This is a genomic window from Pseudomonas sp. 50_B, assembly GCF_017491625.1.
Lineage (GTDB): Bacteria > Pseudomonadota > Gammaproteobacteria > Pseudomonadales > Pseudomonadaceae > Aquipseudomonas > Aquipseudomonas danubii.
In genome coordinates this window covers 13927-40226 of record NZ_JAFGYX010000028.1, presented here as the reverse complement: position 1 = coordinate 40226, position 26300 = coordinate 13927, and the positions used below count along the sequence as shown (strand labels likewise).

Here is a 26300-nt window from a genome sequence, read left to right as displayed (position 1 = left end):
TTGATGACTACCAAGGGAAAATTCACGGGGTCGAGGGCCAGCAGTGCCACGGCTGCTCGCCGTGGCCGGCCAGCAGCCGGGTCAGGTGCCGCAGCACTTCGGCCTGCTGCTCGCGCAGATAGAAGTGAGCACCGGGGAAACTCTGGAAGTCGGTGACCTGGGCGCTGACCTCGGCCCAGGCATAGGCTTCGTCCGCATCGACTTCAGGGTCCTGGCCCCCCAGGCACACGCTCAGGGGCAGGTCCAGGGCGCGGCCGATGTCGCCGCGATAGGACTCGATCAGCCGATAGTCGTTACGCAGTGCCGGCAGGTACAGGTCGCGCAGCGTCGGGTCGTCCAACAGGGACGGCGCGCCATCGGACAGGCGCCGTACATCCGCCAGCAACGCCTCGTCCGACCCCAGGTGCAGCTCGCTGTGGCGCTGGCGATGGGGCGCCGGGTGTGCTGACACAATCAGGCGCTGAGGGGCCGAGCCTTGCTGCTGCATGCGCCCCGCCACTTCATAGGCCAGGGCCGCGCCCATGCTGTGGCCGAACAGCACCAGCGGCCGGTCCACCAGGTCCGACAGGGCCCGAGTGATAGTGCCCGCCATCCACTCCAGGCTGCCGGGCCAGGTCTCGTTGAGGCGCTCTTCACGCCCCGGGTACTGCACGCTGATCAACTCGATATCGGCGGGCAACAACGCCCGCCAGTCATTGAAAAAACTCGCGCTGCCCCCAGCATGGGGCAGGCACACCAGCCGGCAGCGCGGCGGTTGCGGCTGCGGGTAACGGCGCAGCCAGGCACTGGGAGCCTTTCTCACAGCACACCCTCCTCTAGCTCGGCCAGTGGCGTACCGGCGCTCAGGCCCAGGCTGACCCGGGTGTCCGGCAACCACTGACAGACCTGCTCCAGGCAGGCTTGGGCATCCAGCACCTGGGCCGCGTAATGCAGGCCTTGGGGCAATAGCTGCCAATGCAGCGCGCAGAACGCCGCGACGCTGCCGGTCAACCGCGAACCGTCGCCGGCCCGTAACCAGGCACTGGCCTGCTGCGGGCGGCCATCACGCAGGCCGTCGAGCTCCACCGCCAGCAGTTGGTACGGCCGCCGTCCGGCCACATCCAGGGCGCTGGCCTGGACCAGCGCGGCGATGTTCTGCGGCGTGTTGCGCGCCTCTGGCGCCGAGCCCTGGATACGCTGCAAAGTCGCCGCCAGTTGCCCGCCCTCGAACAGGTTGAAGCCCTGGCCGTGAGGCACTTGCAGGTCACTGAACAAGCGCTGCTGCTCGGTGCTCAGGTAGGGATAGGCCTGTACCCCAGCCACCGGCAGCCAGTCCCGTTGCAGAGGCTGCCGGGCACTGCCCGTGCTGCGCACCACCCGCCCCTCGCGCCAGCCGCACTGGGCCTGGCCGAAGCCATTGCCCAGGCTCAGCAGGAAGTCTTCGGCGGCCGTGGCGGACAGCCGTCCCAGGCCGCCGGCATAGCAGCGCATCTCATCGACTCGCTGGAAAGACTGCGCCAGCAACCGCGGGAACACCCCCGAAAGCCCCGGCAGCATGCCCGCCGACAACAGCACCCGGCGCCCTGCGGGCACTTGACCGACCAGACGCTCGTGCACCGGGTCGTCACCGCCCACATCCAGGTAATCGGCGCCCGTCGCCAGCGCGGCCCGGGCCACCCGGTCGAGAATCCGGTAGCTGGGCCCGGCGCAATTGATCACCAGGGTGCAGCCGGCGCAAAAGCTGGCCAGGCTTTGCTCATCCCACAGGTCCAGGGCGCGCACGTCGGCGCACGCCCCCAACTGCTGGTTCAACTGCTCGGCCTGCTGCCGGTCGCGTCCGCCCAGGCGCAAGGCAAGCCTGGGTGCCAGCAGTTGCGCCACCTGACGGCCGACGCTGCCATACGCGCCGACCAGACCAATGAGCGCCCCACTCATGCCGCCACCTCGGCGGCGTCGAAGGCCCGGGCCACGGCTTGCACCTGGGGCTGCTGCATGCAACTGAAGTGATCCCCAGGCACATCCACCACCCGCAGTTCGCCCAGGCACAGGGCCTGCCAGTAAGCGCTCATGTCGCGGTGCATGCCCGGCAGCACCTGGACCTCGCCGCTCTGGCGGATGAACAGCAAGTCGCCCTGATACGGCGTGGCCTCATGCAGGGCCACCGCCGCCAGACTGTGACGCAACACCTGCAATTGCTCGCGCAGCCAGTCCAGGTCACTCAACTGCGAACCGGCGTGACGCATGGCTTCGGCAATCGCCTGCAGGCGCTGCTCGGGGGTCTTCTCTGCCAGGCGCCGCAGACAGGCCAGGGCCGAGGTGCATTGGCCATCGTCGCTCAAGGCCAACAGCGAACCCTGGGGCACCCGTCCTGGGGTCTGGGCCAGGACCCGGGCGATGCTGCGCTCCATGGCCTGCTCGTCCTCGGGATACCCCAGCACCAGCGGATCGGCCTGCATCACCCGGGCGAACACGTACTCGGCCAAGAGGTCGTCCTCGATCATGAACGGCACCCGGTAGCTGCTGATCACGCTCAGCTGCAGCACCTCGATGGAACGCGCCGCCAGGCACGCCGCCAGTTCGGTGGCCAGCAACCCGCCCAGGCAGTAGCCGACGATGCTCACCTGGCGCCGGCCTTCGGCCTGCAGGGTGTCGGCATAGCGCTCGGCCAACCGGCGAATCGCCGTGGCCGGCTCCAGCGCCAGATACCCCGGCACGTCGTTGAGCACCAGCCCTTCCAGGGGCGCGTCTTCCCCCAGGGCAGCGAACAGCGCGCGATACGGCGCCAGGGTGCCGCTGCCGTCGTGGACGAAGATCCGCGTCGGGCCCTGCACCTTGTCGCTGATGCGCACCAGCGGTGAATCGCCTTGCCCACCCTGCCCGCGCAGGTAGTCGGCCAGGGCCGCCACGGTGGGCTGGTTGATCAACTGCCGCAGCAAGTCGCTCCAGGGCAACTGCCGGGCCTGGGGCAAGGCTTCGCGCAGGCGACCCACCACTTGCGCCACCAGCAACGAGTCGCCGCCCAGCTCGAAGAAGCCCTGCTCGCGGCCCACCGCCGGCACCCGCAACAGGGCCTGCCAGACCTCGGCGATGCTGCGTTCCAGATCGTCCACCGGCGCCGCGCCGCTGTTGATCTGTTGCTCGGGCCCGGCCACACCGATCCGGGCCAGGGCCTGGCGGTCGACCTTGCCGTTGGCGGTCAGCGGCATCTCATCGAGGATCTGCCAGTCCGCCGGGATCATGTAGTCCGGCAGACGCTGGGCCAGATGGGCACGCAGTGGCTCGGGCTCCAGGGTCTGGCGCTCGCTCTTGAAGCGGGTGATGAACAGGTGCTGTCCGATCTGCGACATGGCGTCATCGGCCTTGGGCAGGCACAGCGGGGTTTCGCCCCCGGCCTCCAGCAGCAACTGCTGCCACTGCTCGCGCCGGATGAAGGTGGTGTCCAGTTCCGCACGGAAATCTTCGAAAGCGGTCAGGCCTTCCTTGAATTCCATGGAGGCCATGATCTGGTAAGTGTCGCGGGTGGCCTCGATGAAGATCAGCCAGCCGCCCGGGGCCAGCATCTCCCGCAGCCGCGCCAGCACCCGGCTGGCATGCCGCGAGTTGTGCAGCACGTTGGCGCAGAGAATCACGTCCTGGGAGTTGGCGGCCACGCCCTGGGCCCAGTGGTCCTGGTTGAGGTCGAACAGCCCGTAGCTGACCCAGGGATAGGCGGCGAAATGTTCCCGGGCCTCGTTGAGGAAGAACTGCGACAGGTCGGTGAACTGGTAGTCCACCGGCAGGCCGTCCAGGGCCGGGATCAAATCGGCGCTGGTGCCGCCGACCCCGGCGCCGATCTCCAGCAGGCGCAGGCGCTGGCCGGCAGGACGCTGGCGGATGATCTCCTGCACCGCGGCGCACACCGCCTGGTTCAGGTACTGGCTGATCAGGTTCTTGCGGTAGGCGCCCTCGGCGGTATCGGTACGGCCCTCGGGGAACAGCAGGTGCAGCGGGTCCAACTGATCGCTCATCAGCGCCGGCAGTTGCTCCTGGCTCTCGCGCAAATAACGCAGGACCTCGGCGCCCCAGCCTACGCGAGGCTCCAAGGCGTCGATGCGCTGCCACAGCCGAAGGTATTCCTCGCGCTGCACCCGCAGGTCCGAGTAACCACCGGACTGCCGGTCATGCTGCACCAGCCCTTCTTGGGCCAGGGCCTGCAACCAGCGCCGGATCAAGCGCTGGTTGCGCGGCGCGACCTCGCTCAAGGCCCATACCTCTTCCAGGGAGTGACGCTGCCCCGCCTGCTGGAACAGCCCGGGACGCTGCAGGGCCAGGCCCATGGACAGCAGCGCGGCGCGCTCGACACAGGCCGACATCTCGCTGACCAGGGCATCGCTCAGATCACCGCGCACGGCCTGGGCCGCGGCCTGGGTACGCGCCTCCAACTGCTCCGGCCAGGCCAGCGGCATGTCCCGCAGACTGGCCCGCAGGCAGGCCTGCAGTCGCCGTTCGAAAGCCCCTTCGCCAGCGGCCACCACCACCGCGGACTCCACATGAGGATGGCTGAGCAGTGCACTTTCCACTTCCGCCAGCTCGATACGATGACCGCGCACCTTGACCTGGAAATCCTCGCGACCAAGGAACTCGATCAGGCCATCTTCCAGGTAGCGGCCCAGGTCGCCGGTGCGGTACAGGCGCTCGCCGCTGCGGGGGTGATCGACGAAACGCTCGGCGGTTTTCTCGGCGTCCCCCAGGTAACCCAGGGCCAGGCCGCTACCGGCGATGTACAGCTCACCGGCCACCCCTTGAGGACGGTCGCGGCCCTGCTCGTCGAGGACCATGAAGCGCTGGTTGGCCAGGGGCGCGCCGTAAGGAATGCTGCGCCACTGCGGATCGACCTGGGTGATTGGGTAGTAGATCGACCAGATGGCCGCTTCCGTGGCCCCACCGAGGCTGATCAGCCGCAACTGCGGCAACAGCTGGGCAGCCTCCGCCGGCAGGTTCAGGGGAATCCAGTCCCCCGACAGCAGCGCCAGGCGCAAGGCTCCGGGCGCCATCGACGGCACTGCCTGCAGGTAGTGGGTAAGCATCTGCAATTGCGCCGGCACCGAGTTCCACAGGGTTACCCCGTGCTCCCGGGCGCACGCCGCCCAGTGCGAAGGATCGGCGCGGCGTTGCGGGTCGGGCAGCACCAGGGCGCCGCCCACGGCCAGCAGGCCGAAGAGGTCATACACCGACAGGTCGAAGCCCAGGCTGGCCAGGGCCAGGACCCGATCCTCGGCGCCGATGGCAAAGCGCTGGTTGATGTCGACGATGGTATTGAGCGCCGCCTGATGGCTGATCATCACGCCCTTGGGCACCCCGGTGGAGCCGGAGGTGTAGATCACGTAGGCCAACTGCTGCGGATCGATGTCCAGCACCGGCAACGGAGCTTGCGCCGCCAGCGGGCTCTGATCGACCTGGATCACCTGGGTCACCCGTGCCGGCCAGCACAACTCATCGCTCAACCAGGACTGACTGAGCACCCGGCCGACCTCGGCGTTATCCAGAATCAACTGGCGCCGGGCCTCGGGCTGGTTGGTGTCCAGGGGCAGGTAGGCCGCCCCGGCCCGCAGAATGCCCAGCACCGCAATCACCTGCTCCAGGCCCTTGTCCATGCACACCGCGACCCGCTCTCCCGGCTGGCAGCCGGCGTTCAGCAGGGCCTCGGCCACGGCCTCGGCGCGTCCGGCCAGTTCGCCGTAGCTCAGTTGCCCGGCGCCCTGGATCAGGGCCACACGCTGCGGCGCAGCAGCTGCCTGACGCCAGAACGGCTCATGCAGCCCGCCAGTGGGCAACGGCGCCGCTGTCTGGTTCACCAACTCGCGTTGCAGGCGCTGGGCCGCCGGCAATTCCAGGCAATCGTCCAGGGTCCAGGCCGAGGGTTCCCGGGCCAGGCGCTTGAGCAGCCGTTCGAAGGTATCGAACAAGTCGTCGAGCAGCGCCTCGCTGAACACCCCTTCGCGAATGTCCCAGTTGATCGCCAGGCCGTTGTCCCGTTCGCTGACCTGGCAATCGATCAGCACCTGGGGCGTCTGACTGATGCCGAACACCAGCTCGGCTCCCGGCATGAAGGCCCCGCCGCCGCTTTCGCCGCCGGCACCCAGGGTGCTGGTGAAGGCGTACGGCATCAGCGCCGCATCCTGGCCCTTGCGCCGCGCCAGCTCGCGCAGCACTTCGATGCCCGAGCACAGGCGATGGTCCATGTCCTGCCACAGCCGTTCCTGCAACTGCTGGCTGCGCTGACCGAAACTGCCCCCTTGCAGGGTCTGCACTTCCAGCAGTTCCACCGAGCTGAAATCCCCCACCAAGCGGTCGACCTGAGGGTGCAGGGACAGGCGATTGAGCAGGGTCAGGCTCAGGCAGAAGTGTCCGCGCCGACTCCAGCGCCCAAGGGTTTCGGCGTAGGCCGAGAGGATCGCCGCCGACACGCCGACCCCGGCGGCGGCCGCATTCAGGCGCAGGGCGTTGCAGTCCCGCGCTTCCAGGCTCATGGCCCGGCGCTGGAAGCGTGGCCCGGTGGGTGCCCCCAGCAGCGGCAGCTCCGGTGCCCCCGGCAGACTGTCGACCCGCGCCCACCAGTAGTCACGGTCGCGCTGGTAGCGCGGTTGCTCGCGCAGGCGCCGCTCGCCCAGTACGTAGTCGCGGAAGCTGATCTGCGCCGGTGCCGGCAGGGCCTCGCCGCGGTACAGCTGCTGCAACTCGGCCAGCAGCATGCGCACGCTCTGGTAGTCGCACACCAGCAGGTCCACCGACAGGTGCAGGCGCGAGGTGTCGCGGCCCTGGCTCACGCACAATTCGATCAAGGGCCATTGCTGAGGCGTGGCGCGGCGCAGTTCCATGCGCTCGCGCAGGGCCTGCAAGGCACTGCCGTCGTCCTGGCTCAGGTCGTGGTGCGCAATGGCGTAATGGGGCACCTGGGGCAGGATGCGCTGGTAGCCCTCCTCCAGCACCACGGCGCGGAGCATCTCGTGACGGGCGATCAGCTGGTTCCAGGCCTGTTCCAGGCGCAGCGGGTCGAGGTCCTGCTGGGCGAACTCCAGATAACCGTGGCAGGCCACGCCGCCAAAGCTGAAGGCTGTGGTGCGGCCCAGCAGATAGGCCGCCTGCACATCGGTCAGCGGGAAGGGTTCTTCCCGGGCCGGCAGGTCGGCCTCCAGGGTCGGCATCTGCGCCGCCTGCAGCTGTTGCAGCAACGCGTCCTTGTGTTGCCGAAGTTGCTGCAGGCGCGCGTCGTCCATGACCCCGGCCGGGGCCCGATAACGCAGGCGGCCCTGTTCTTCCCAGAGCTCCACGCCCAGTTGTTGCAGATCCTGTTGCAGTTGCTGCAGCGTCATAACACGCCCTCCACCATTGCGTTCTGAGTGACGGGCCGCTGTTCCCGGCGCGAGGCGAGCAACTGCCCCTGCAGGGCCACGGTGGCCGCGTTGAAAAAGTCCTTGAGCGACAGTTCCACCTGGAACTGCCGAGCGATGCGTTCGATCAAGCGGGCGGCCAGCAGGCTGTTGCCACCCAGGGCGAAGAAGCCCTGGTGCCGGCCCACCTGTGGCACCTCCAGCAACTCTTGCCAAAGGGCGGCCACGGCCTCTTCCCACTCCCCTTGAGGAGGCTCGGCGCTGTGCGGCGCGATGCCACGCCGCTGCTCCTGCAGCAACCACAGCAAGGCCGCGCGATCGACCTTGCCGTTACTGCTCAGCGGCAGCTCGGCCAGGGTCAGCCAGCTGTCCGGGAGCATGTGTTCGGGCAGCCATTGGCCCAGCCACTGCCGCAGGGCCTGGGTCGAGGGCAGCGGCTCATGGGCCACCAGCACCACCGCCAGCTGCGGCTCGCTGCCGGGCAGCACCAGGCTCAGGGCGCGACTGATGGCCGGGTGGCGTTCCAGGGCCAGGTCGATTTCCGCCAGTTCGATGCGAAAGCCGCGGACCTTGACCTGATGGTCCAGGCGTCCGAGGAACTCCAGGGTGCCGTCGGCCCAGTAGCGACCCTGGTCGCCGGTGCGGTACCAGCGCCCGCCGTCATGCTCGACAAAGCGCTGGGCACTCAGGCTGGGCAAGCCGCGATAGCCCGCGGCAACCCCGGCGCCGCCGATCCACAGCTCGCCCGGCACCCAGTCGGGGCAATCCCGGCCCTGGCTGTCCACCACCCGGAAGCACTGGTTGTCCAGGGGCCGGCCATAAGGGATCGAACGCCAGTGCCCGGGCACCACGTCCACGTCCTGGCAGTTCGACCAGATCGCCGCCTCGGTGGCGCCGCCCAGGGCCACGAACTGCAGTTCACGCCCCGCCGCCTCTCGCAAACGGCGTGGCAGGTCGAGGCCGACCCAGTCCCCGGAAACCATGGCCAGGCGCAACGCCGCCAGACCGCCAGCGTCCCGTACCTGCAAGGTCAGCATGTCCAGCAGCGCCGGCACCGAGTTCCACAGGGTGACCTGCTGTTCGCGGATCAGGCGCAGCCATTCCTGGGGCTCCTTGCGCAAGGCGTCGGCCGGCAGCACCAGGGCGCCACCGACACTCAGGAGGCCGAACAGGTCGTACACCGACAAGTCGAAATCCAGGGCCGAGACGCCCAGCATCCGATCCTCGGCGCTGACCCGATAACGCCGGTTGAGCGCCTCGATGGTGTTCATCGCCGCCTGGTGCGACAACTCCACCCCCTTGGGTTCACCGGTGGTGCCGGAGGTGAAGATCACATACGCCAGGGCATCGGCCGCAAGCGGCAAAGGCTGCGCCAGGGCGGCTGCCGGGCGTGCCTGGGCCAGGGTCACCACCCGCAGTGCGGCGAGCCAGATACCGCTGTCGCGGTGAGCCGTGTCGGTGAGTACCACACGCACCCCGGCACGCTGATAGATCATGTCGCGCCGGGCCGGCGGCTGCTCGATGCCCACCGGCACGTAGACCGCACCAGCGGCGAGAATCCCCAGCACCGCGATCACTTGTTCGCGGCCCTTGGGCAGGGTGATCGCCACCGCCTCGCCGGGTTGCACGCCCCACTCCACCAGGGCGCCCGCCAGTTGCAGGGCTTGCCGGGCCAGCTCGGCATAACTCAGCTGGCCCTGGTCGCAGATCAGCGCCAGCCGCTCGGGATGGGCCTGGGCCTGTTGGAAGAAGCCCTGGTGCAACAGCCGGGCCGGGGTTGCGTGCCGGCAGTCGTTGACCGCGCTGCGCACCCGCTGCTGGTCGGCCGGCAGGGGCAACGGCGCCACCTGTTGCCAGTCATGCTCGCAAAGCCACAGCAGCAGAGTGCGATAGGCTTCGAACATCTGCTCCAGCAGGCCCTCGGGGAACAGCCCCTGCACCGCGTCCCAGTTCAGCAGCAGGCCGTCGGCCATCGGGTAGCTCTGGTGATCCAGCCACACCTGGGGCGTCTGCGACAGCGCCCAGCCGGGCTCGCCCAGTTGCTGGCGGCAGGTGTCATCGACAAAGGCCGGGCCCAGGTTGCAGGCAAACACCACCGGCGCCCCCTGACCACCGCCCTGACGCAGGCGCGCACGCTCGCGCAGCACCTCGACCCCGGGCCAGGCGCTATGGGCGATATCCCGGTGCAACTGAGCCTGCAGCGCCAGGGCCTGCTGGCAGAAATCCAGGGGCTGGCGCTGATCCACTTCCAGCAGCACCAGATTGGAGAAGTCCGCCAGCAAGTGGGGCACGCAAGGGTGCAGTTCCTGGCGGTTGAACAGCGGCACGTTGAGCAGGAAATGCTGACTGGCGCTCCAGCGCCCCAGCACCTGGGCATAGGCACAGGCCAGCACGCTGGCCAGGGTCAGGCCGTGCTGCCGACCCTTGTGCTCCAGGGCCTGCAACTGGGCTGTATCCAGGCGCATGTCCAGACGCTGGAAGCGTGGCGTACCCAGTTGCTGCGGCTCCCGGGCCAGGGGCAATTGCGGGCCGTCGGGCAACGCCTCCAGGCGCGGCAGCCAGTAGTCCCGGGCCGCCGCCAGTTGCGGCGCGCGGGCCGCCTGCTCGGCTTTCAGGTAGTGGGCAAAGTCCCACTCCAGCACCGGCAATTGCTGTTCGAGACCGGCATGGATCAGGGCCAGATCCCGCAGCAGGATGCCAATGCTCAGGACATCCGCCACCAGCAGGTCGATGTTCAGGTGCAGACGGCTACGGCCTTCGGGCAGCAGACTCAGTTGCACATCGAAGACCTCCCCGCGACTGACCTCCAGGCAGCGGTGCGCCAGGCGCTGACGAATCTGCTCCAGGGTCTGGGCCACACCCACGCTGGAGGCCTGGCGCAGGTCGTGGACGGTCAGACCGGGCCAGGGGCTCTGGGGCAGGATGCGCTGGCAGGTATCGTTGACAAAGCAGGCCCGCAGCATCGGATGACGCTGGCACAGGCGGCGCACGGCCTGCTCCAGGCGCTGGGGTTCCAGGTCCTGGCCATCCAGTTCCTGATACAGGTGGCAACCCACGCCCCCCAGGGGCATGCCCGGATCGCGACCGAACCAGTAGGCCTGTTGCAGCGGGGTCAGAGGAAAATCAGCGTTGTCGCCGGCGTCGGCTAGCGCCTGCAAGCACGGCGCCGCAAGGCCCCGGCGGGCCTCGATCAGCGCCCACCAGCCGTCCAGGGTCGGCTGCTGGATAAGCTCGGCAAAACTCAGGCTCACGCCCTCGGCGGCCAGCAACGCCGGCAGGCGCATGATGCTCACCGAATCGAGACCCTGCTCGATCAGCGAAACATCCGCCTCAAGCTCCTCGGGCGCGTAGTCGAGCAGTCGGGCAATGCCCGCGCAGAGGCCTTGGGGTGAATGACTCAGGCCGGCGTGCGCTGGATGAGCGCGTGCCAGTGCTGGGTTATCAGTCATGGTGGACGGTCCTATGGGGTACGGAAGGGGTAGGTCGCAAGCGCCAGCGATTGATCGCCTCGCGCTCGTGGAACAGTTCGCGATAACGGCCGGTAGCCGCCATCAGTTGGGCATGGGTGCCGCGCTGGGCCAGGCGGCCCTGGTCCAGCAGGAGGATCTGCGCGGCATGCGGGGCCAGGGTCGGCTTGTGGGTCACCAGCAGCACCGTGTGCTTGCGCGCCAGTTGCAGCAGGCTGCGGTTGACCCGCGCCTCACTGATGGCGTCCAGGGCGGCGGTGGGTTCATCCAGCAGGATCAGCGTGGCGTCCTTGAGCATGACCCGGGCCAGGGCCAGGCACTGGCGTTCGCCGCCGGAGAGGCTGACACCGCCCTCGCCCACCCGGGTCTGCCAGCCCTGGGGCAGACGCTGAGCCAGGCGGTCGAGGCCGGTGGCGTGGGCGGCGGCCATCAGTTGCGCCTCACTGGCCTCGGGGCGGCCCAGGCGCAGGTTGTCCAGCAGGCTGGCGGCCAGCGGCGGACAGTCCTGGAACATCAGGGCAATGTCCTGGTCGCGCTGCCGGGCCGAGAGCTGGCGCAGGTCCACGCCCCCCAGCAGGATGGCGCCGTTGCTGACATCGCAAAAGCGCGCCAGCAAGCGCAACAGGCTCGACTTGCCGGAGCCCGAGGCCCCCACCAGCAGGTTCAGGGAGCCCGGTTCCAGCTCGAAGCTGATGTCCTGCAGCAGCGCTCGGCCCTGGCGCACCAGCCCCAGTTCCCGCACCTCGACCCGTTGCCCCTGCGGCGTCTGGGGCTCGCTCGGCTCCGGCAGGGGCGGCAGGTTCAGCAACTGGCACAGGCTGTCCACGCCGTGGCGGGTCTGGCGCAACGTGGTGCCCAGGTTGACCAGGGCGCCCATGGGCTCCACCAGGCAAGTGGCGAGCACCGCCAGGGCCAGGTATTGCACGGCCCCGAGACTGCCACCGAGGACCGCGTAGAGCCCGCACAGCAACACGGCGGTGTAGCCGGCCTGGAGCACCACCACCAACCCCAGGGCTGCCGGAAAGGTGCGCCAGTGGGCCTGGCGCTGGGCCTGACGCTGTTGCTGCAAAGCCTCGCCCAGCAGGCTGAAACCTTCACCGTTGCGCCCGCTGGAGCGCAGCAGCGGCTGCTGCCGCAGGAACTCCAGGACCCGCGCCGCCGCTTCGCCGGCCGCCGCTTCGCTGAGGCGCTCGGCCTGCCCGCCCCAACGCACGCCCCAGTGATAGAACAACAGCAGCAGGGGCACACTGGCCAAGGCGGCCAGGGCCATGGAGCGGTCATAGAAAAACAGCGCCAGCAGCAACGCCAGGGGCGTGAGCAAGGCGTTGGCCATGGGCTGCAGCAGGTGCGCCGGGGCACTCATGATCTGCGCCACGGTGTGGGTCACCAGGCGGTTGAGCTCGGCGCCACGCCGCTCGACGAACCACTCCAGGGGCAGGCGCGCCAACTGCTGGCCGATGCGCAGGTTCAGCGACTGCGCGGCCGCCGCCCCGGCCCTGTAGCCGGCCAGCTGGGCATGGCGGCGCAACCCCAGGCACAGCCCGGCGAACCCGGTAAAAGCCCCGGCCCAGAGCCAGGGCGCCTTGCCCGACGCGGCGTCGAAGACACCGGCAAACGCCATGGGCAGCAAGGCCAGCGCCAGGCCCTGGGCCAAGGCACTGGCCGCCATGGCCAGCAGCGCCCGGCGCAGCAGGCCGGCTTTCTTGGGCTGCAAGCTGCGTAACAGGGCAGCGATCATGACAGGGCCCTCGTCAACGGGGCCGCGCCAAACTGCTCCGCCGCCCAGAGTCCGGCATACACCCCCTGCTGATCCAGCAAGACCTGGTGCCGACCGCACTCGCGCAATTGCCCGCCCTGGAGCACGGCGATCTGGTCGGCGTCCTGGATGCTGCTCAAGCGATGGGCGATCACCAGCACCGTGCGCCCCGCTGCCAACCGCGACAGCGCCTGCTGGATCGCCGCTTCGGATTGCGGATCGCTGGCCGCGGTGGCCTCGTCGAGCACCAGGATCGGTGCCTGGCTGAGCATGGCCCGGGCAATGCCCAGGCGCTGGACCTCGCCGCCGGACAACTGCACGCCGGTCCCCAGCAGGGTGTGATATCCCTCGGGCAAGGCGCAGATGCGCTCGTGGATCTGCGCGGCCCGAGCCGCCTCTTCGACCTCTGCGAGGCCGGCGTCGGGGCGCCCCAGGCGCAGGTTGTCGAGGACGCTGGTGCGCAGTAGACGCACCTCTTGAAAGACAAAGGCCACCTGGCGATACAGGGTCGCGCTGTCCATGTCCCGCAGGTCGACACCGCCGATGCGGATCGCCCCGGCGCTGACATCGGCAAAGCGCGCGAGCAAGGTGGCCAGGGTGGATTTGCCGGCCCCGGAATCCCCCACCAGGGCGGTCAGGGTGCCGGGCTGCAGGCACAGATCGATGCCCCGCAGCACCTGAGTGCCGTCGGGGTAGCTGAAGTCCACGGAATCGAAGGTCACCAGGGCACCTTCGGGCTCTCGGGAGAACGCCGGCTGCGCCAGCACCGGCGTGCTCAGCACCGCGCTGATGCGCTGCGCCGCCGCCCGGCCCTGGACCAGGGAATCGGCGCCATGGCCCAGGGCCGCCACCGGCGCCGCCAGGGCCGGGCCCAGCAAGGCAAACGCCAGCAACTGCGCCGGCTGCAGCCAGCCGCCGGCAATCAGCGCCACCCCGGCCACCAGCACCAGGGCCAACACCAGCAGAGGCGAAAGCAACACTTCGACACTGGCCCCCAGGCCGGCCCAGCGCTCGACCCACTGGGAGAAGAAACGGCCGAAATCCTCTACGGCCTTGAAGAAGTCGTCCTGCACCCGCTCCACCCGGCCAAAGGATTTGACCATGGCAATGCTCTGCACAAAGTTCAGGGTCGCCGTCGACAGCGTGCCCATGGCCGCGCCCAGGCGCTGGCGCTCGGCGTGGTACGCCGGGGTACGCATCACCCGCAGGCGCCACAGCGCAACCAGCGGCGGCGCCAGCACCACCAGGGTCATGGGCAGGCTCACCGTCAGCAGGTAGATCAGGCTGGCCAAGGGCACCACCAGGGCCGCCACCAGATTGTTGGGCAGGTGCGCCACCAATTGATGCAGGGCGCCGACATCCTCCAGCAACACCCGCTCGGCGGTTTGCCGCTGGCCACCCAACCAGGCCAGGGGCACCCGCGCCAGATGGGCAGCGATGCGCTGGCGCAGATGGCGCTGCAGGTCACTGTCGGCCAGATGGGTGATCTGCAACCCCGCCGCCAGCCCCAGCAGACGCAGGAGCAAGGCCCCGCCCCCGGCCAGCAGCCAGAAGCCCGCGCGGTCCATATCCAGCTCGCCCGCCAGCAGCAGCGGCGCCAGTTCGGCCACGGCCATCAGCGGCAGCAGGCCCACCAGCGCCGCCAGCACCTGCAACAGCATCGCCGCCAGCAGACGTCCGCGCACCGGTTGCAACAGGTCAGTCAATCCTGGTTGTTCAGCCACGGGCATCAGTTCCCACCCGGCCTTGGGCCTCAGCACCGAAGTACAAGGCCTGAATGGCCTCACGCAGGTGTTTGCGGCTGACCTTGCCGACCCCGGTCTGGGGAAAGGCCGGGATGAACTCGAAGCGATCCGGCAGCTTGAACGCCGCCAGGCCCTGGGCCCGCAGATGGCGCAGCAGTTCCACAGCCCGGGGCGCCTGGCCACGGGCAATAACGAAGGCGCAGGTGCGCTCGCCGAGGAAGGCATCGGGCATCGCCACCAGGGCGATGTCGGCCACCGCCGGATGGCTCAGCAGCAGGTTCTCCACTTCTTCGGCAGCGATCTTTTCGCCGCCGCGGTTAATCAGGTCCTTGTCCCGCCCTTCCACCATCAGGTAGCCGTCGGCGGTGAGCTGCACCCGGTCACCGGTGCGATAGAAGCCGTCGGCGGTGAAGGCCTGGGCGTTGTGCTCGGGATAGCGGTAATAGCCGCGGATGGTGTAGGGGCCACGGGTCAGCAACTGGCCCACCTGGCCCACCGGGACGGGTTGGTCCTGCTCGTCCACCACGCGGATTTCGTCCGCCGGCGACAGGGGCCGGCCCTGGGTGTGCAGCACCCGCTGGGGCGGGTCTTGCGGGTCGGTGTAGCAGATCAGACCTTCGGCCATACCGAACACTTGCTGCAGGCGGCAACCGAGCACCGGTTCGATACGCCGCGCGGCCTCGAAACTGAGCTTGGCCCCGCCCACCTGCAGCAGCTGCAACGAGGAAAGCCCCCGTCCGCGAGCCTGGGCCGCTTCCATCCAGACCAGGGCCAGGGGCGGTACCAGGGCGGTATGGGTGACGGCTTCGCGCTCGATCAGTTCGAAACAGACCTCCGGGCTTGGCGAGTGGCCGAGCACCACGCGCCCGCCGACCGACAAGGTGCCCATGAACCCCGGGCAGCACATGGGAAAGTTGTGGGCCATGGGCAGCACCGCCAGGTACACGCTGGCACTGGACAAACCGCAGCGCTCGACGCTGGCCCGCAGGTTGTAGAGGTATTCGTTGTGCCGCCGCGGAATCAGCTTGGGAATCCCGGTGGAGCCGCCGGACAACTGGAAGCAGGCCACGGCATCGGCACTCGGCGCCGGGAAAGCCGGCGACGGGGCCGGGTCATACAGGCCATCAAGGGCGGTGAATTCCTCGGCCTCGCCGGCCACTATCACCCACTCCAGGTGCGGATTACCGGCCTTGAGATCCCGGGCCATGGCCCGGTAATCGAAGCCGGCGTCACAGTCGGTGCACAGGTAGGCCCGGGCCTGGGCGAATTCGCAGAAACGACCGATCTCCAGATGCCGGTGCGCCGGCAAAGCGAAGATCGGCCGCACGCCGAGGCGATACAGGGCAAAGCAGGTTTCGACGAAAACGCTGCGATTGGGCAATTGCAGGACCACATTGTCCCCGGCGCGCAAGCCCAGGCGGTACAGGCCGGCGGTCAGTTGATCGACCCGCAGGTCCAACTGCCGATAGCTCAGGCGCTGTTCGCCATCGGTCAGCGCCTCGCGCTCGGCAAAAGCCTGGGCCGCCACCCGCAGCAGGTCGCCAAAGGTTTCATCGCGCCAGTAACCGGCCTGGCGATAGCGCTGGGCAAAGGCCTCGGGCCAAGAGGGGCAATCCTGCAGATCATCGAAAGTGGACATGCTGTCTCCTGAGTTTTTTGACGCAAAAAGCGGCCCTGGACCTGAGGTGCCAGGTCCTTGGAATGAACGGGAAAACGTCGTCGGCGCTAAAGGAAATGAAGGTCCACAGGCGCTCCTGCGGTGCTGTTGCGTGGGGTGTCGTCCATGAAGGGCTGCCGTGCTTGCAAATGAGAGTGATTATTAACCAGCAATTTCCAAGGCCCGGCAATCGGCAGGACATTCGTTTGCGCGGCTTTTTCTTTTGATTGCGCGGCGCGGCCCCGGCAGGCCCTGACAGGACGGGGCGAGAAAGCTAAAGGATAATCATTCTTAATTACAGGGGCGGATTTTCCTGATAGCTTATGGCCTCTTTTTCGGGTTCACAGGGAGTTCGCCATGCTCAGCCCCCACGCTGCGCCGCAGCCTGTCCAAAGGGATTTCACCCTGCAGTTTCCCAATCCGCAGCACGCCGGCACGGCGGCGGTGGTGCCGGAAATCACCTTGTCCACCGGGACTGTGCTGATGGACAGCCAGATGTGGATGCAAGAGCCGCTCTGGCAAGGTTTGAAAATCATCCTGGTGCTCAGCGGCCAGCTCAATTGCCGGGTCGAGGGCCAACCGGAAGTGGAAATTCGCGGCCCGACCCTGTGCGCCGTGGCCAACCAGGGCGAGCACTGCGGCGACCACCTGTTCGCCCGTGGCGTACCGGTGCGCTACACCACGGTGCAGCTGGACTTCCCGTCGATCCGCAATGCCGGCCTGGAACCCGAGCGCCTGCTGGACCCGCGGGGCGGCGGGCCGATGCTGTTCTGCCAGCCGGCCAGCAAGCCACTGCTGGCCCTGGCCCAGCAAATCTTCACCTGCCCGCTGCAAGGCCCGACCCGCTCCTTCTACCTGGGAGGCAAGGCCCTGGAGCTCACCGCCCTGGGGGTCGAGGGCATCCTTGCCCATGCCGAGTCGCGGCCGCTGCAGGACAGCCCCGGCAGCGCGGCGGACATCGAACGTATCCACGCCGCCCGGGACCTGCTGCTCAACTCATTGCAGGACTCGCCGTCGTTGTCGGAGCTGTCGCGTCAGGTGGGCCTCAATCCGCGCAAGCTCACCGCCGGCTTTCGCCAGGTGTTCGGCACCAGCGTCTATGCCTACCTGCAGGAGCAGCGCCTGGGCGAGGCTTACCGCTTGCTGGCCAGCGGCGAGACCAATGTCTCCAGCGCGGCCTATCGGGTCGGCTACAGCCCGGCGCATTTCTCCACCGCCTTTCGCAAGCGCTTCGGGGTGTCGCCCAAGTCCCTGCGCTGAATCGCCCTGGTCTTGCATGCCTGGAACCTTGAACAACGCCGCAGCCCGGCGCTGTCGAACCGCGCGCCTGTTGCCCCGGGCGCCCTGCCCGCGCGGTGCCGCAAACGAAAGAAATGGTCGCTCAAGCCAAAGTTTTAGCCGGCAACCCAGGCGCACAAATGAGATACGTTTGCATTCTCATTTAATCCCCATCACGGAGTGAAGCATGGGTAGCCGCGTTGCGCACCAAAACACCCAAGGTTGGCCGGCCGATTGTCCGGTCCTGCGTCCGGCGCTGCGCCGCAGCCCGCTGGCGTGCCTGATCCATGGCCTGGCCCTGGGCCTGTCGCTGACCCAGGCCGGCGCCGCCCTGGCCGCCGATGGCGAGGCCGACAAGGACCACACCCTGACCCTGGACACCAGCGTGATCAGCGCTACCCAGATCGACTCGCCGACCGGCCAGCAAAGCGGCTACGTGGCCAAGCGCAGCCTCAGCGGCACCAAGACCGACGCCTCGCTGAGTGAAATTCCCCAGGCGATTTCCGTGGTCACCCGCGATCAGATGGACGCCCAGCAGGTGCAGTCGGTGAACGAGGCATTGCGCTACACCGCCGGGGTCCAGGCCAACACCACCGCCGCCAGCCAGCGTTTCGACACGATCTCGATCCGTGGTTTCGACGTCACCACCGGCATGCTGCGCGATGGCCTCAAGGGCAACACCGCCCAGGCCTGGCCCAAGGTCGAAGCCTATGGCCTGGAACGCATCGATGTGCTCAAGGGCCCGGCCTCGGTGCTGTTCGGCCAGAACTCGCCCGGAGGCGTGGTCAACCAGATCAGCAAGCGCCCACTGGAGCAGCCCTTCCATGAAGTGCAGATCCAGGGCGGCAGCTTCGACCGGGCCCAGGGCCAGTTCGACTTCAGCGGCCCGCTGGACGATGAGGGGCAGTTCCTCTATCGCCTGGTGGGGCTGGAACGCGACAGCGGCACCCAGTTCGAGCACATCAAGGACGACAAGCAGTACTTCGCGCCCTCCTTCACCTGGAAGCCCAACGACGACACCCGCCTGACCCTGCTGGCCGACTACACCCAGGATGCGTTCGGCGCACCCAGGGTGTCCCTGCCGGCCCAAGGCACCCTGCTCGGCAACCCCAATGGCAAGCTCAAGCACAACGTCTTCCTCGATGAACCGGGGCTGGACAACGACCGCACCCAGTACTCCCTGGGCTACCTGCTGGAGCAGCGCCTGAACGATGTCTGGAGCCTCAACTCCAGCGCCCGCTACGGCCACGTCAACCTGCTGACCAACACCGCCAGCGGCATGTCCCTGGCCCCGGACCTGCGCACCTTGAACCGCGCCGCCTATCGCTTCCGCATCGTCGGCGACACCTACTCCCTGGACAACAACGTCCAGGCCCGCTGGAACCTGGGCAATACGCAGATGGTGTCGCTTTTGGGGGTCGACTACCGGCGCACCCGCGAGGACTACTACCTGCGCGGCGGCGCTGCCTCGTCCATCGACATCTACAACCCGGTGCATGGCGGCGTGTTCAACCCCAACACGCCGTTCACCAACACCGTGCAGCGCGCCGATCAGGTCGGGGTCTACGCCCAGCAGCAGTTCACCTTCGACGAGCATTGGGTGCTCAGCGTCGGTGGCCGCCAGGACCGCTCCAGCGCCCGTACCGATAACCGCATGAACGACAGCGGCAGCAAGCAGAACGACGAGAAGTTCACCTACCGCACCGGCCTGGTGTACCTGGCGGACAACGGCCTGGCGCCCTACATCAGCTACTCCACGTCCTTCGACCCGGTACTGGGCACCAACTTCTACGGCACGCCGTACAAGCCCACCAGCGCCAAGCAATCGGAAGTGGGGGTCAAGTACCAGCCACCGGGGATCGACAGCTACATCACCCTGTCGCTGTTTGACCTGACCCAGGAAAACGTCAAGACCGCCGACCCGGCCCAACGCCTGAACACCCTGCAGACCGGCGAGGTGAACGTGCGCGGCATCGAGCTTGAAGGCAAGGCCAGCCTAGCCCGGGGCCTGGACCTGCTGGCGGCGCTGACCTACAACGACGCCGAGGTGAGCAAGAGCAACAACCCGCTGGAGAAAGGCCAGCGCCCCACCGACACCCCGGAAAAGATGGCCTCGCTGTGGGCCGACTACACCCTGCCCGAAGGCCCGCTCGGTGGCCTCGGCTTTGGCGCCGGCGTGCGCTACATCGGGTCTACCGAAGCCGATGCCGCCAACACCGTCAGCGTGCCCTCCTACACCCTGCTGGACGCGGCGGTGCACTACGACTTCGACAAGCTGATCCCGGCGGCCAAGGGCCTGCGCCTGGCGGTGAACGCCACCAACCTCACCGACAAGCGCTACTACGAAGGCTGCTCGCTGACCAATTGCAGCGCCGGTTATGACCGCAGCGTCATCGCCAGCCTGCGCTACCGCTGGTAAGCCGCCGATGCTGCCCATGCGTGAACTCTGGCTGCGGCTGCATCGCTGGCTGGCCCTGAGCCTGGGGCTGCTCCTGGCGTTGTTGGGCCTGAGCGGCGCCTTGCTGGAGCTCAAGGGCCCGATCCTGCGCTGGGAGGTCGGTGCAGCGATGCTGCAACTGGCCCCCGGCGAGCACGGCACGCGGCTGGAACAGGACGCCTGGATCAGGGCCGCCTCCGACGCCTACCCGCAGTTGCACAAGGTCTTCGGCGCAGCCCCTCCGCGCCAGGGCTTTCTCGAATCGGACAACGTGATCGTCTTCGGCGCCCTCAAGGAGCGTCCCGGCACCGGCATCGCCATGATCGATCCCTACAACGGCGCGCCCCGGGGCTTCTTCGTCTTCGAGGACCTGTGGCTGGCCAAGCTGGTGGCGCTGCACCGCAGCCTGCTGTTGCCGCGGGCCTTGGGCTCGACCCTGGTGCTGCTGTGCGGCCTGGTGCTGCTGGGCTCGCTGGGCAGCGGCCTGTACCTGTGGTGGCCGGGCCGCCGCAGCTGGTGGAAAGCCGCCAGCCTACGCCCCGGTAGCCAGGGCCCCCGGCGCCTGCGCGAATGGCACAACCTGGCCGCCGCGTGGCTGTGCCTGCCGCTGCTGCTGATTGCCGGCAGCGGCGCCTGGCTGGCGCGCCCGGAGCTGTTTGGCTGGCTCACAGCCACGCCGATGGCGGTCAAGCCGCTGTTTTCCGCCGCCCACGGCCATCTGCTGCTGGGGGCTCCCGGCGCCTGGCTGGGGTTTGTCTGCGGCCTTTCATTACCCCTGCTGTACATCACCGGCCTGCTGTTGTGGTGGCGCAAGCGCGTCGCCCGCCGGGCCGTTCAATCGTTCAAGGAAACCTTACATGACACACCGTGATTTCTTGCGCCGCGCCCAGCGCGGGCTCTTGCTCGGCCTGCTGCCCCTGGGCCTGCTGTGGGCCGCCACGGCCAGCGCCGCGACCCTCACCGATCTGGCCGGACGCCAGGTCCAGGTGCCGGACAAGGTCGAACACATCCTCCTGGGGGAAGGCCGGATGATCTATTCCCTGTCGCTGCTCGAAGGCCAGAATCCCTTCGCCCGTCTCGCTGGTTGGCAAGGGGACTTTCGCGGCCTCGACGTGCAGGGCTACGAGGCCTACCACAAGGCTTTCCCCGAGGCGGACAAGGTGCCGCTGGTAGGCGGCACGTCCGCCGAAACCTTCAGCGTCGAAAAGGCCCTGGCGGTGCACCCGGACCTGGCGATCATGGCCCTGAGCGGCGGCCACGGCCCCAGCCCCGACAGCGAAGCGGTGAAGCAGCTGGAAGCGGCTGGAGTGGCGGTGATCTTCGTCGACTTCAGCGACCATCCCCTGAGCAACACCGTGCCCAGCATGCGCCTGCTGGGGCAGGCCCTGGGCCGTGAACAGCAGGCCGAGGCGTTCATCGCCTTCTACCAGCAGTCCCTGGCCCGGGTCAGCGACACCCTGGCCAAGGCCGGCAAGGTCCAGCAGCCGAAGATCTTCATCGACATGCTCGCCGGCTTGCAGGATTGCTGCGGCTCCCCGGGCACCGGCAACTTCGGCGAAATGATCAAGCTGGCCGGCGGGCGCAACATCGCCGACGGGCGCATTCCCGGGCCCATTGGCGTGCTCAACGTGGAGTACATCCTTTCCAGCGATCCGGATGTGTACGTCGCCACCGGGGTCTTCGCTGCCGGCCAGGGCGGCGTGACCCTGGGTTATTCCGCCACCCTGCAACAGGCCCGGGACAGCCTGCGCCAGGCCGCCCAGCGCCCACCGCTGAACGAGCTGCGAGCAGTGCGCGAGGGCAATGTGCATGGCCTGTGGCACATTTTCTACGACTCGCCGGAGCACCTGATCGCGGTCCAGGCCCTGGCCAAGTGGCTGCACCCGGAGCTGTTCAAGGACCTGGACCCGGACCAGACCCGCCGCGAGCTGTACCAGCGCTTCATGCCGATTCCCGCCAGCGGCGTGTTCGCCACGAGCCTGAAACCATGACCCGGGCCGCCACCGAGGTGCAGGACAGCATCGCCAGCGGGCATTACCGCAAGCGCCATGGCCGCCGGGTGCTGCTGTTGTCCGGGCTGGCTCTGGCCTTGCTGCTGTCCCTGGCCCTGGACATCACCACCGGGCCTTCGGGCATGAGCCTTTCGCGCCTGCTGCAGGTGCTCTGGGACCCGGGCTCGATGCCCCGGGTCGAGGCGGTGATCGTGTGGAACGTGCGCCTGCCCTACGCGCTGATGGCGGTGCTGGTGGGCGCGGCCCTGGCCCTGGCCGGAGCGGAGATGCAGACCGTGCTCGACAACCCGCTGGCCAGCCCCTTCACCCTCGGCGTGTCCGCCGCCGCGGCCTTTGGCGCGGCCCTGGCGATTGTCCTGGGCCTGGGCCTTCCCGGGGTGCCGGCGCAGTACCTGATCTCGGCCAACGCCTTCCTGTTTGCCCTGGCCTCGGTGGCCTTGCTCTACCTGCTGGCGCGCTGGCGTGGCTTCGGCGTGGAAAGCCTGGTGCTGTTCGGCATCGCCCTGGTGTTCGCCTTCAACGCCCTGGTGGCCCTGCTGCAATTCGTCGCCACCCAGGACAGCCTGCAGCAACTGGTGTTCTGGACCCTGGGCAGCCTGGCCCGGGCCTCCTGGGAAAAGCTCGCCCTGCTGGCCCTGGCCCTGGCCCTGTGCCTGCCGTTTTCCCTGCGCCAAAGCTGGGCCCTGACCGCCCTGACCCTGGGCGAGGAACGGGCCCGCAGCTTCGGCATCGATGTCGGCCGCCTGCGCCTGCTGGCGTTGCTGCGCATCAGCCTGCTGTCGGCCCTGGCGGTGTCCTTTGTCGGCACCATCGGCTTTATCGGCCTGATCGCCCCGCACATCGCCCGCCTGCTGGTGGGCGAAGACCATCGGCTGTTCCTGCCGGCCAGCGTGCTCAGCGGCGGGCTGATCCTGTCCATGGCCTCCATCGCCAGCAAGGCCCTGATTCCCGGGGTGCTGGTGCCGGTGGGCATCGTCACCGCCCTGGTGGGCATTCCGTTTTTCATGGCCATCGTCATGCGCAACCGTCGAGGTGTCCTGTGAGCCTTAACGCCCCCTCCACGCCCGGGCTGTGCACAGCCGGCCTGAACATGCATTACGGCAGTCAACAGGTACTGCGCGACGTGAGCCTGCCGCCCCTGGCCCCCGGCAGCCTGACCGCGCTGATCGGCCCCAACGCGGCGGGCAAATCGACCCTGCTGCGGGGCATCGCCGGGTTGCAGAAAACCACCGGGCAGGTGCTGCTCGACGGCGTCGACCTCAACCGCCTGCCCCAGGTCGAGCGCGCGCAGCACATCGTCTACCTGCCCCAGAGCCTGCCGGAACGCACCCGCCTGTGCGCCTTCGAAGCGGTGCTCAGTGCCGCCATGGCCGGGCATCGCGGTGCCGGCTTCGCCCCCGGGCGGCCCAGCGCCGCGGTGCTACACGGGGTCGAACAGGTGTTGCGGGACCTGGACCTCACCGCCCTGGCCGACCGTCCCATCGATGCCCTCTCCGGCGGCCAGCGCCAGTTGGTGGGGCTGGCCCAGGCCCTGGTGCGCCAGCCTCGGGTACTGCTGCTGGACGAACCCACCAGCGCCCTGGACCTGTACCACCAGTGCCAGGTGGTGGAGGCCATTACCCGGGCCACCCGCGAACGCCAGTTGATCACCCTGGTGGTGGTCCACGACATCAACCTGGCCCTGGGTTTCAGCCAGCAGGTGGTGGTCCTGCACAACGGCCGTCTGGCCGCCGCCGGACCGGCCCTGGAGGTGATCAACCAACAGCTGCTGCGCGACGTCTATGGCGTCGACGGCCGCCTGGAGCAGGTGCGCGGTCGACCGCTGGTGATGGTCGACGGCCGCCTGCCCTCTCACTCAGCCCTGGGATAAATCATGAGCGACATGCAACAGCTGCCCTTCGACACCCTGGAAACGCCCCAGGCCGCCCCGGCCTTCAACCTGCGTCCACTGCTGCTGGCCAACCTGGCTTGCACCATGGCGATGATGGCCTTTGTCTCGCTGATCGGTCCCATTGCGCGGATTCTCGGCCTGGCCACCTGGCAGGCGGGCATGGCGGTGACCGTTTCCGGGGTGATCTGGATGCTCCTGGCCCGGCCCTGGGGCCGGGCCAGTGACCGCCTGGGCCGACGGCAGATCCTGCTGCTGGGCACCGGCGGCTTCACCCTGGCCTTTCTCGCCCTGAGCCTATTCATCGACCTGGCGCTGCACGCCTTGCCCTCGGCCATCCTGGCCTTTGCCGGGCTGCTGCTGGGACGCGGCCTGATCGGGGTGTTCTACGCGGCGATTCCGGTGGGCGGCTACGCGCTGATCGCCGACAACATCGAGCCCGAGCACCGGGCTCGGGCCATGGCCTCGCTGGGGGCGGCCAACGCCTGCGGCCTGGTTCTGGGCCCGGCGATTGCCGCGCTGCTGGCCCGCTACAGCCTGAGCCTGCCGTTCTATGTGCTGGCGCTGCTGCCGCTGCTGGGCTTCGCCTTGCTCAAGGCGCGGCTGCCGCGCCAGGAGTTGCACCTCAAGCAACCGCCCAAGTCGGTGCGCCTGAGCGACCCGCGCCTGCGCCGGCCGCTGCTGGTGGCGTTCGTCTCGATGCTGTGCGTGGCCATGGCGCAGATCACCGTCGGCTTCTTCGCCCTCGACCGCCTGGGCATGGGTCCGGCGGAGGCGGCGCAGACCGCCGGTGTCGCCCTGACCCTGGTGGGGCTGGCGTTGATTGCCTCGCAACTGCTGGTGCGCAAGCTGGAGTGGCCGCCACTGCGGATGATCCGCGTCGGCGCCCTGGTGGCCGCAATGGGCTTTGCCGCGAGCATCCTCGCCGCTCACGCCTGGGTGCTGTGGCTGGGGTTCTTTGTCTCGGCGGCCGGTATGGGCTGGATCTTCCCCTCCTTTGCCGCCCTGGCCAGCAACGCAGTGGACGCTGCCGAGCAAGGCGCCACTGCCGGCTCCGTCGGCGCGGCCCAGGGCCTGGGGGTGGTGGTCGGGCCCTTGGCGGGCACCCTGATCTACGCGGTGGAGCCGCGCCTGCCCTACCTGCTGGCGGCGCTGCTGCTGGTGCTGGTGGCCTGCTGGCCCGAAGCCCGACGCCGCTGACCTTGGCGGGCGGACGGCGCGCATGCTCGACATCGCCCCACTGTAGCCGCTGTCGAGCCTCTGGCGAGGCTGCGCGAAGGTCCGCAGGACCTTGCTTGGCGATCGACCGCCGAACTTCCGGCGCCTGCAAGGCCGCCGCGTCTCCTGCGGAGCCGTTCGCAGCCTGCGGCAGCGGCTACACGTTGCTGCGGGCCATGCGCCGCAGGGCCAGGCTGTACAGCAGTAAGGCCAGGCCCGCCAGGGCGCCGCCCGCCAGCCCGACATAGGCAAAACCCAACTGTCCGCCGACCCAGCTGCCCAGCAACGCACCACCGCCGATGCCGATGTTGTAGATCCCGGAGAACATCGCCATCGCCACGTCGGTGGCGTCCGACGCCAGCACCAGCACCTTGGATTGCAGGGCCAGGCCGAAGCCCATGATCGCCATGCCCCAGACCACGCTCAGCGCCACCAGGGACCAGACATGGCCGTTGAGGGGCAACAGCAGGCTCAGGCACAGCGCCAGCAGGGTCACCGCCGTCAGCAGGAAGCCCTGGGGGCTGTGGCGGTGCAGCCAGCTGAACAGCAGCGAGCCGATGATCCCGGCACCGCCAAACACCAGCAGGATCAGGGTCACCACATCGCCCCCCAGGCCCGCCGCTACCTTGATGAACGGCTCGATGTAGCTGTAGGCGGTGAATTGCGCGGTGACCACCAGGGCCGTCAGCCCATAGATCGCCACCAGCGCCGGGCGTTTGAACAGCAGCGGCAGGCTGCGCAGGGAGCCGGAGTTCTGGCTGGGCAGCAGCGGCAAGGTACGGATCAACCACAGCACCAGCAAGCCGGCCATCGCCGCGATCACGCCGAAGGTGGTACGCCAGCCCAGGGCTTCGCCCAGCAGACGCCCCAGAGGAATGCCCAGGACCATGGCCAGGGAAGTGCCGGTGGCCAGCAGGCCCAGGGCCTGCACTTGCTTGCCCGGCGGCGCCAGGCGCACCGCCAGTGACGCGGTGATGGACCAGAACAGGGCATGGGCCAGGGCCACGCCGATGCGGCTGAGCATCAACAGGCCGAAGCTGTTGGCCAGGCTGGACAGCACATGGCTGACGATGAACAGCCCGAACAGCACCGTGAGCAACCGGCGCCGCTCGACGTTACGGGTCAGCAGCATCACCGGCAGCGAGGTCAGGGACACGATCCAGGCGTAGATGGTCAGCATCAGCCCGACCCGCGCGGTAGGCAGGTCGAAGCTGGCGCCGATGGCGCTGAGCAGCCCCACCGGCACGAATTCCGTCGTGTTGAAGACAAAGGCCGCCAGCGCCAACGCGATGACCGGCTGCCAGTTACCTTGAGGTGTAGCCGCGGAGTTGCTCATGGGCGGGTCGTAATACTCTATCGATGATCGAACAGGTCCAGGACCCGATAAAAATGCACAACCCGGGCCAGGAACCATGACCGGGGGCTGCCCGCTTGCGCAGCTGGCGCACGGTGTCGCTGCCTGTTTTTTTGCGCGACACAGGCTGGCAGGCGCC

General features: G+C 68.4%; 15 protein-coding genes. 7 read left to right on the top strand and 8 right to left on the bottom strand.

Annotated features, from left to right (window positions below; translation table 11 throughout):
• Positions 1-22: 22 nt before the first annotated feature.
• From J5M73_RS27555 to J5M73_RS27525, 7 genes are read right to left on the bottom strand one after another with little or no spacing between them, the layout of a single operon-like run.
• On the bottom strand, positions 23-802 hold the full coding sequence (locus J5M73_RS27555) for an alpha/beta fold hydrolase (protein WP_102863107.1): 780 nt from the start codon (positions 800-802) through the stop codon (positions 23-25).
• The gene (locus J5M73_RS27550) at positions 799-1914 is read right to left on the bottom strand and encodes a saccharopine dehydrogenase NADP-binding domain-containing protein (RefSeq protein WP_243433957.1); all 1116 of its coding nucleotides are present in this window, start codon (positions 1912-1914) and stop codon (positions 799-801) included. The genes J5M73_RS27555 and J5M73_RS27550 overlap by 4 nt, the downstream gene beginning before the upstream one ends.
• Positions 1911-7331, bottom strand: a complete 5421-nt coding sequence (locus J5M73_RS27545; RefSeq protein WP_207816584.1) for a non-ribosomal peptide synthetase — start codon at positions 7329-7331, stop codon at positions 1911-1913. Before J5M73_RS27545 ends, J5M73_RS27550 begins: the two co-directional genes overlap by 4 nt.
• Positions 7328-10798, bottom strand: a complete 3471-nt coding sequence (locus tag J5M73_RS27540) for a non-ribosomal peptide synthetase (protein WP_207816575.1) — start codon at positions 10796-10798, stop codon at positions 7328-7330. Before J5M73_RS27540 ends, J5M73_RS27545 begins: the two co-directional genes overlap by 4 nt.
• Positions 10791-12554, bottom strand: coding sequence for an ABC transporter ATP-binding protein (locus J5M73_RS27535; protein WP_207816573.1), 1764 nt, complete (start codon positions 12552-12554; stop codon positions 10791-10793). Before J5M73_RS27535 ends, J5M73_RS27540 begins: the two co-directional genes overlap by 8 nt.
• On the bottom strand, positions 12551-14302 hold the full coding sequence (locus tag J5M73_RS27530; protein WP_243433956.1) for an ABC transporter ATP-binding protein: 1752 nt from the start codon (positions 14300-14302) through the stop codon (positions 12551-12553). Before J5M73_RS27530 ends, J5M73_RS27535 begins: the two co-directional genes overlap by 4 nt.
• The gene (locus tag J5M73_RS27525; protein ID WP_102863103.1) at positions 14289-15956 is read right to left on the bottom strand and encodes an AMP-binding protein; all 1668 of its coding nucleotides are present in this window, start codon (positions 15954-15956) and stop codon (positions 14289-14291) included. The genes J5M73_RS27530 and J5M73_RS27525 overlap by 14 nt, the downstream gene beginning before the upstream one ends.
• Before the next feature lie 375 nt (positions 15957-16331).
• On the opposite strand from J5M73_RS27525, the gene J5M73_RS27520 reads away from it, so the two are divergent.
• The 7 genes from J5M73_RS27520 to J5M73_RS27490 all read left to right on the top strand — a co-directional run bounded on the left by J5M73_RS27520 (position 16332) and on the right by J5M73_RS27490 (position 24789).
• Positions 16332-17234: an AraC family transcriptional regulator gene (locus tag J5M73_RS27520; protein ID WP_102863102.1), complete on the top strand. Its 903-nt coding sequence runs from the start codon at positions 16332-16334 to the stop codon at positions 17232-17234.
• Between the two features lie 205 nt (positions 17235-17439).
• A complete protein-coding gene (locus J5M73_RS27515) occupies positions 17440-19671 on the top strand; it encodes a TonB-dependent siderophore receptor (RefSeq protein WP_115580317.1) in 2232 nt (743 codons plus the stop codon).
• A 7-nt stretch (positions 19672-19678) separates the two neighbouring features.
• Entirely contained in the window at positions 19679-20560 is an 882-nt protein-coding gene (locus J5M73_RS27510) for a PepSY-associated TM helix domain-containing protein (protein ID WP_207816571.1), read from the top strand.
• Positions 20547-21680 (top strand): ABC transporter substrate-binding protein, encoded by a 1134-nt coding sequence (locus tag J5M73_RS27505; protein WP_207816570.1) that lies wholly within the window; start codon positions 20547-20549, stop codon positions 21678-21680. The genes J5M73_RS27510 and J5M73_RS27505 overlap by 14 nt, the downstream gene beginning before the upstream one ends.
• Positions 21677-22744 carry an iron ABC transporter permease gene (locus J5M73_RS27500; RefSeq protein WP_207816569.1) on the top strand — a complete coding sequence of 356 codons (1068 nt, stop codon included), beginning with the start codon at positions 21677-21679 and terminating at the stop codon, positions 22742-22744. Before J5M73_RS27505 ends, J5M73_RS27500 begins: the two co-directional genes overlap by 4 nt.
• Positions 22741-23571, top strand: coding sequence for an ABC transporter ATP-binding protein (locus J5M73_RS27495; protein WP_347709995.1), 831 nt, complete (start codon positions 22741-22743; stop codon positions 23569-23571). Before J5M73_RS27500 ends, J5M73_RS27495 begins: the two co-directional genes overlap by 4 nt.
• A 3-nt stretch (positions 23572-23574) precedes the next feature.
• The gene (locus J5M73_RS27490; RefSeq protein ID WP_207816568.1) at positions 23575-24789 is read left to right on the top strand and encodes an MFS transporter; all 1215 of its coding nucleotides are present in this window, start codon (positions 23575-23577) and stop codon (positions 24787-24789) included.
• A gap of 175 nt (positions 24790-24964) precedes the next feature.
• On the opposite strand, the gene J5M73_RS27485 is transcribed toward J5M73_RS27490, so the two are convergent.
• Positions 24965-26143: a sugar transporter gene (locus J5M73_RS27485; protein ID WP_102863094.1), complete on the bottom strand. Its 1179-nt coding sequence runs from the start codon at positions 26141-26143 to the stop codon at positions 24965-24967.
• Between the last annotated feature and the right edge of the window lie 157 nt (positions 26144-26300).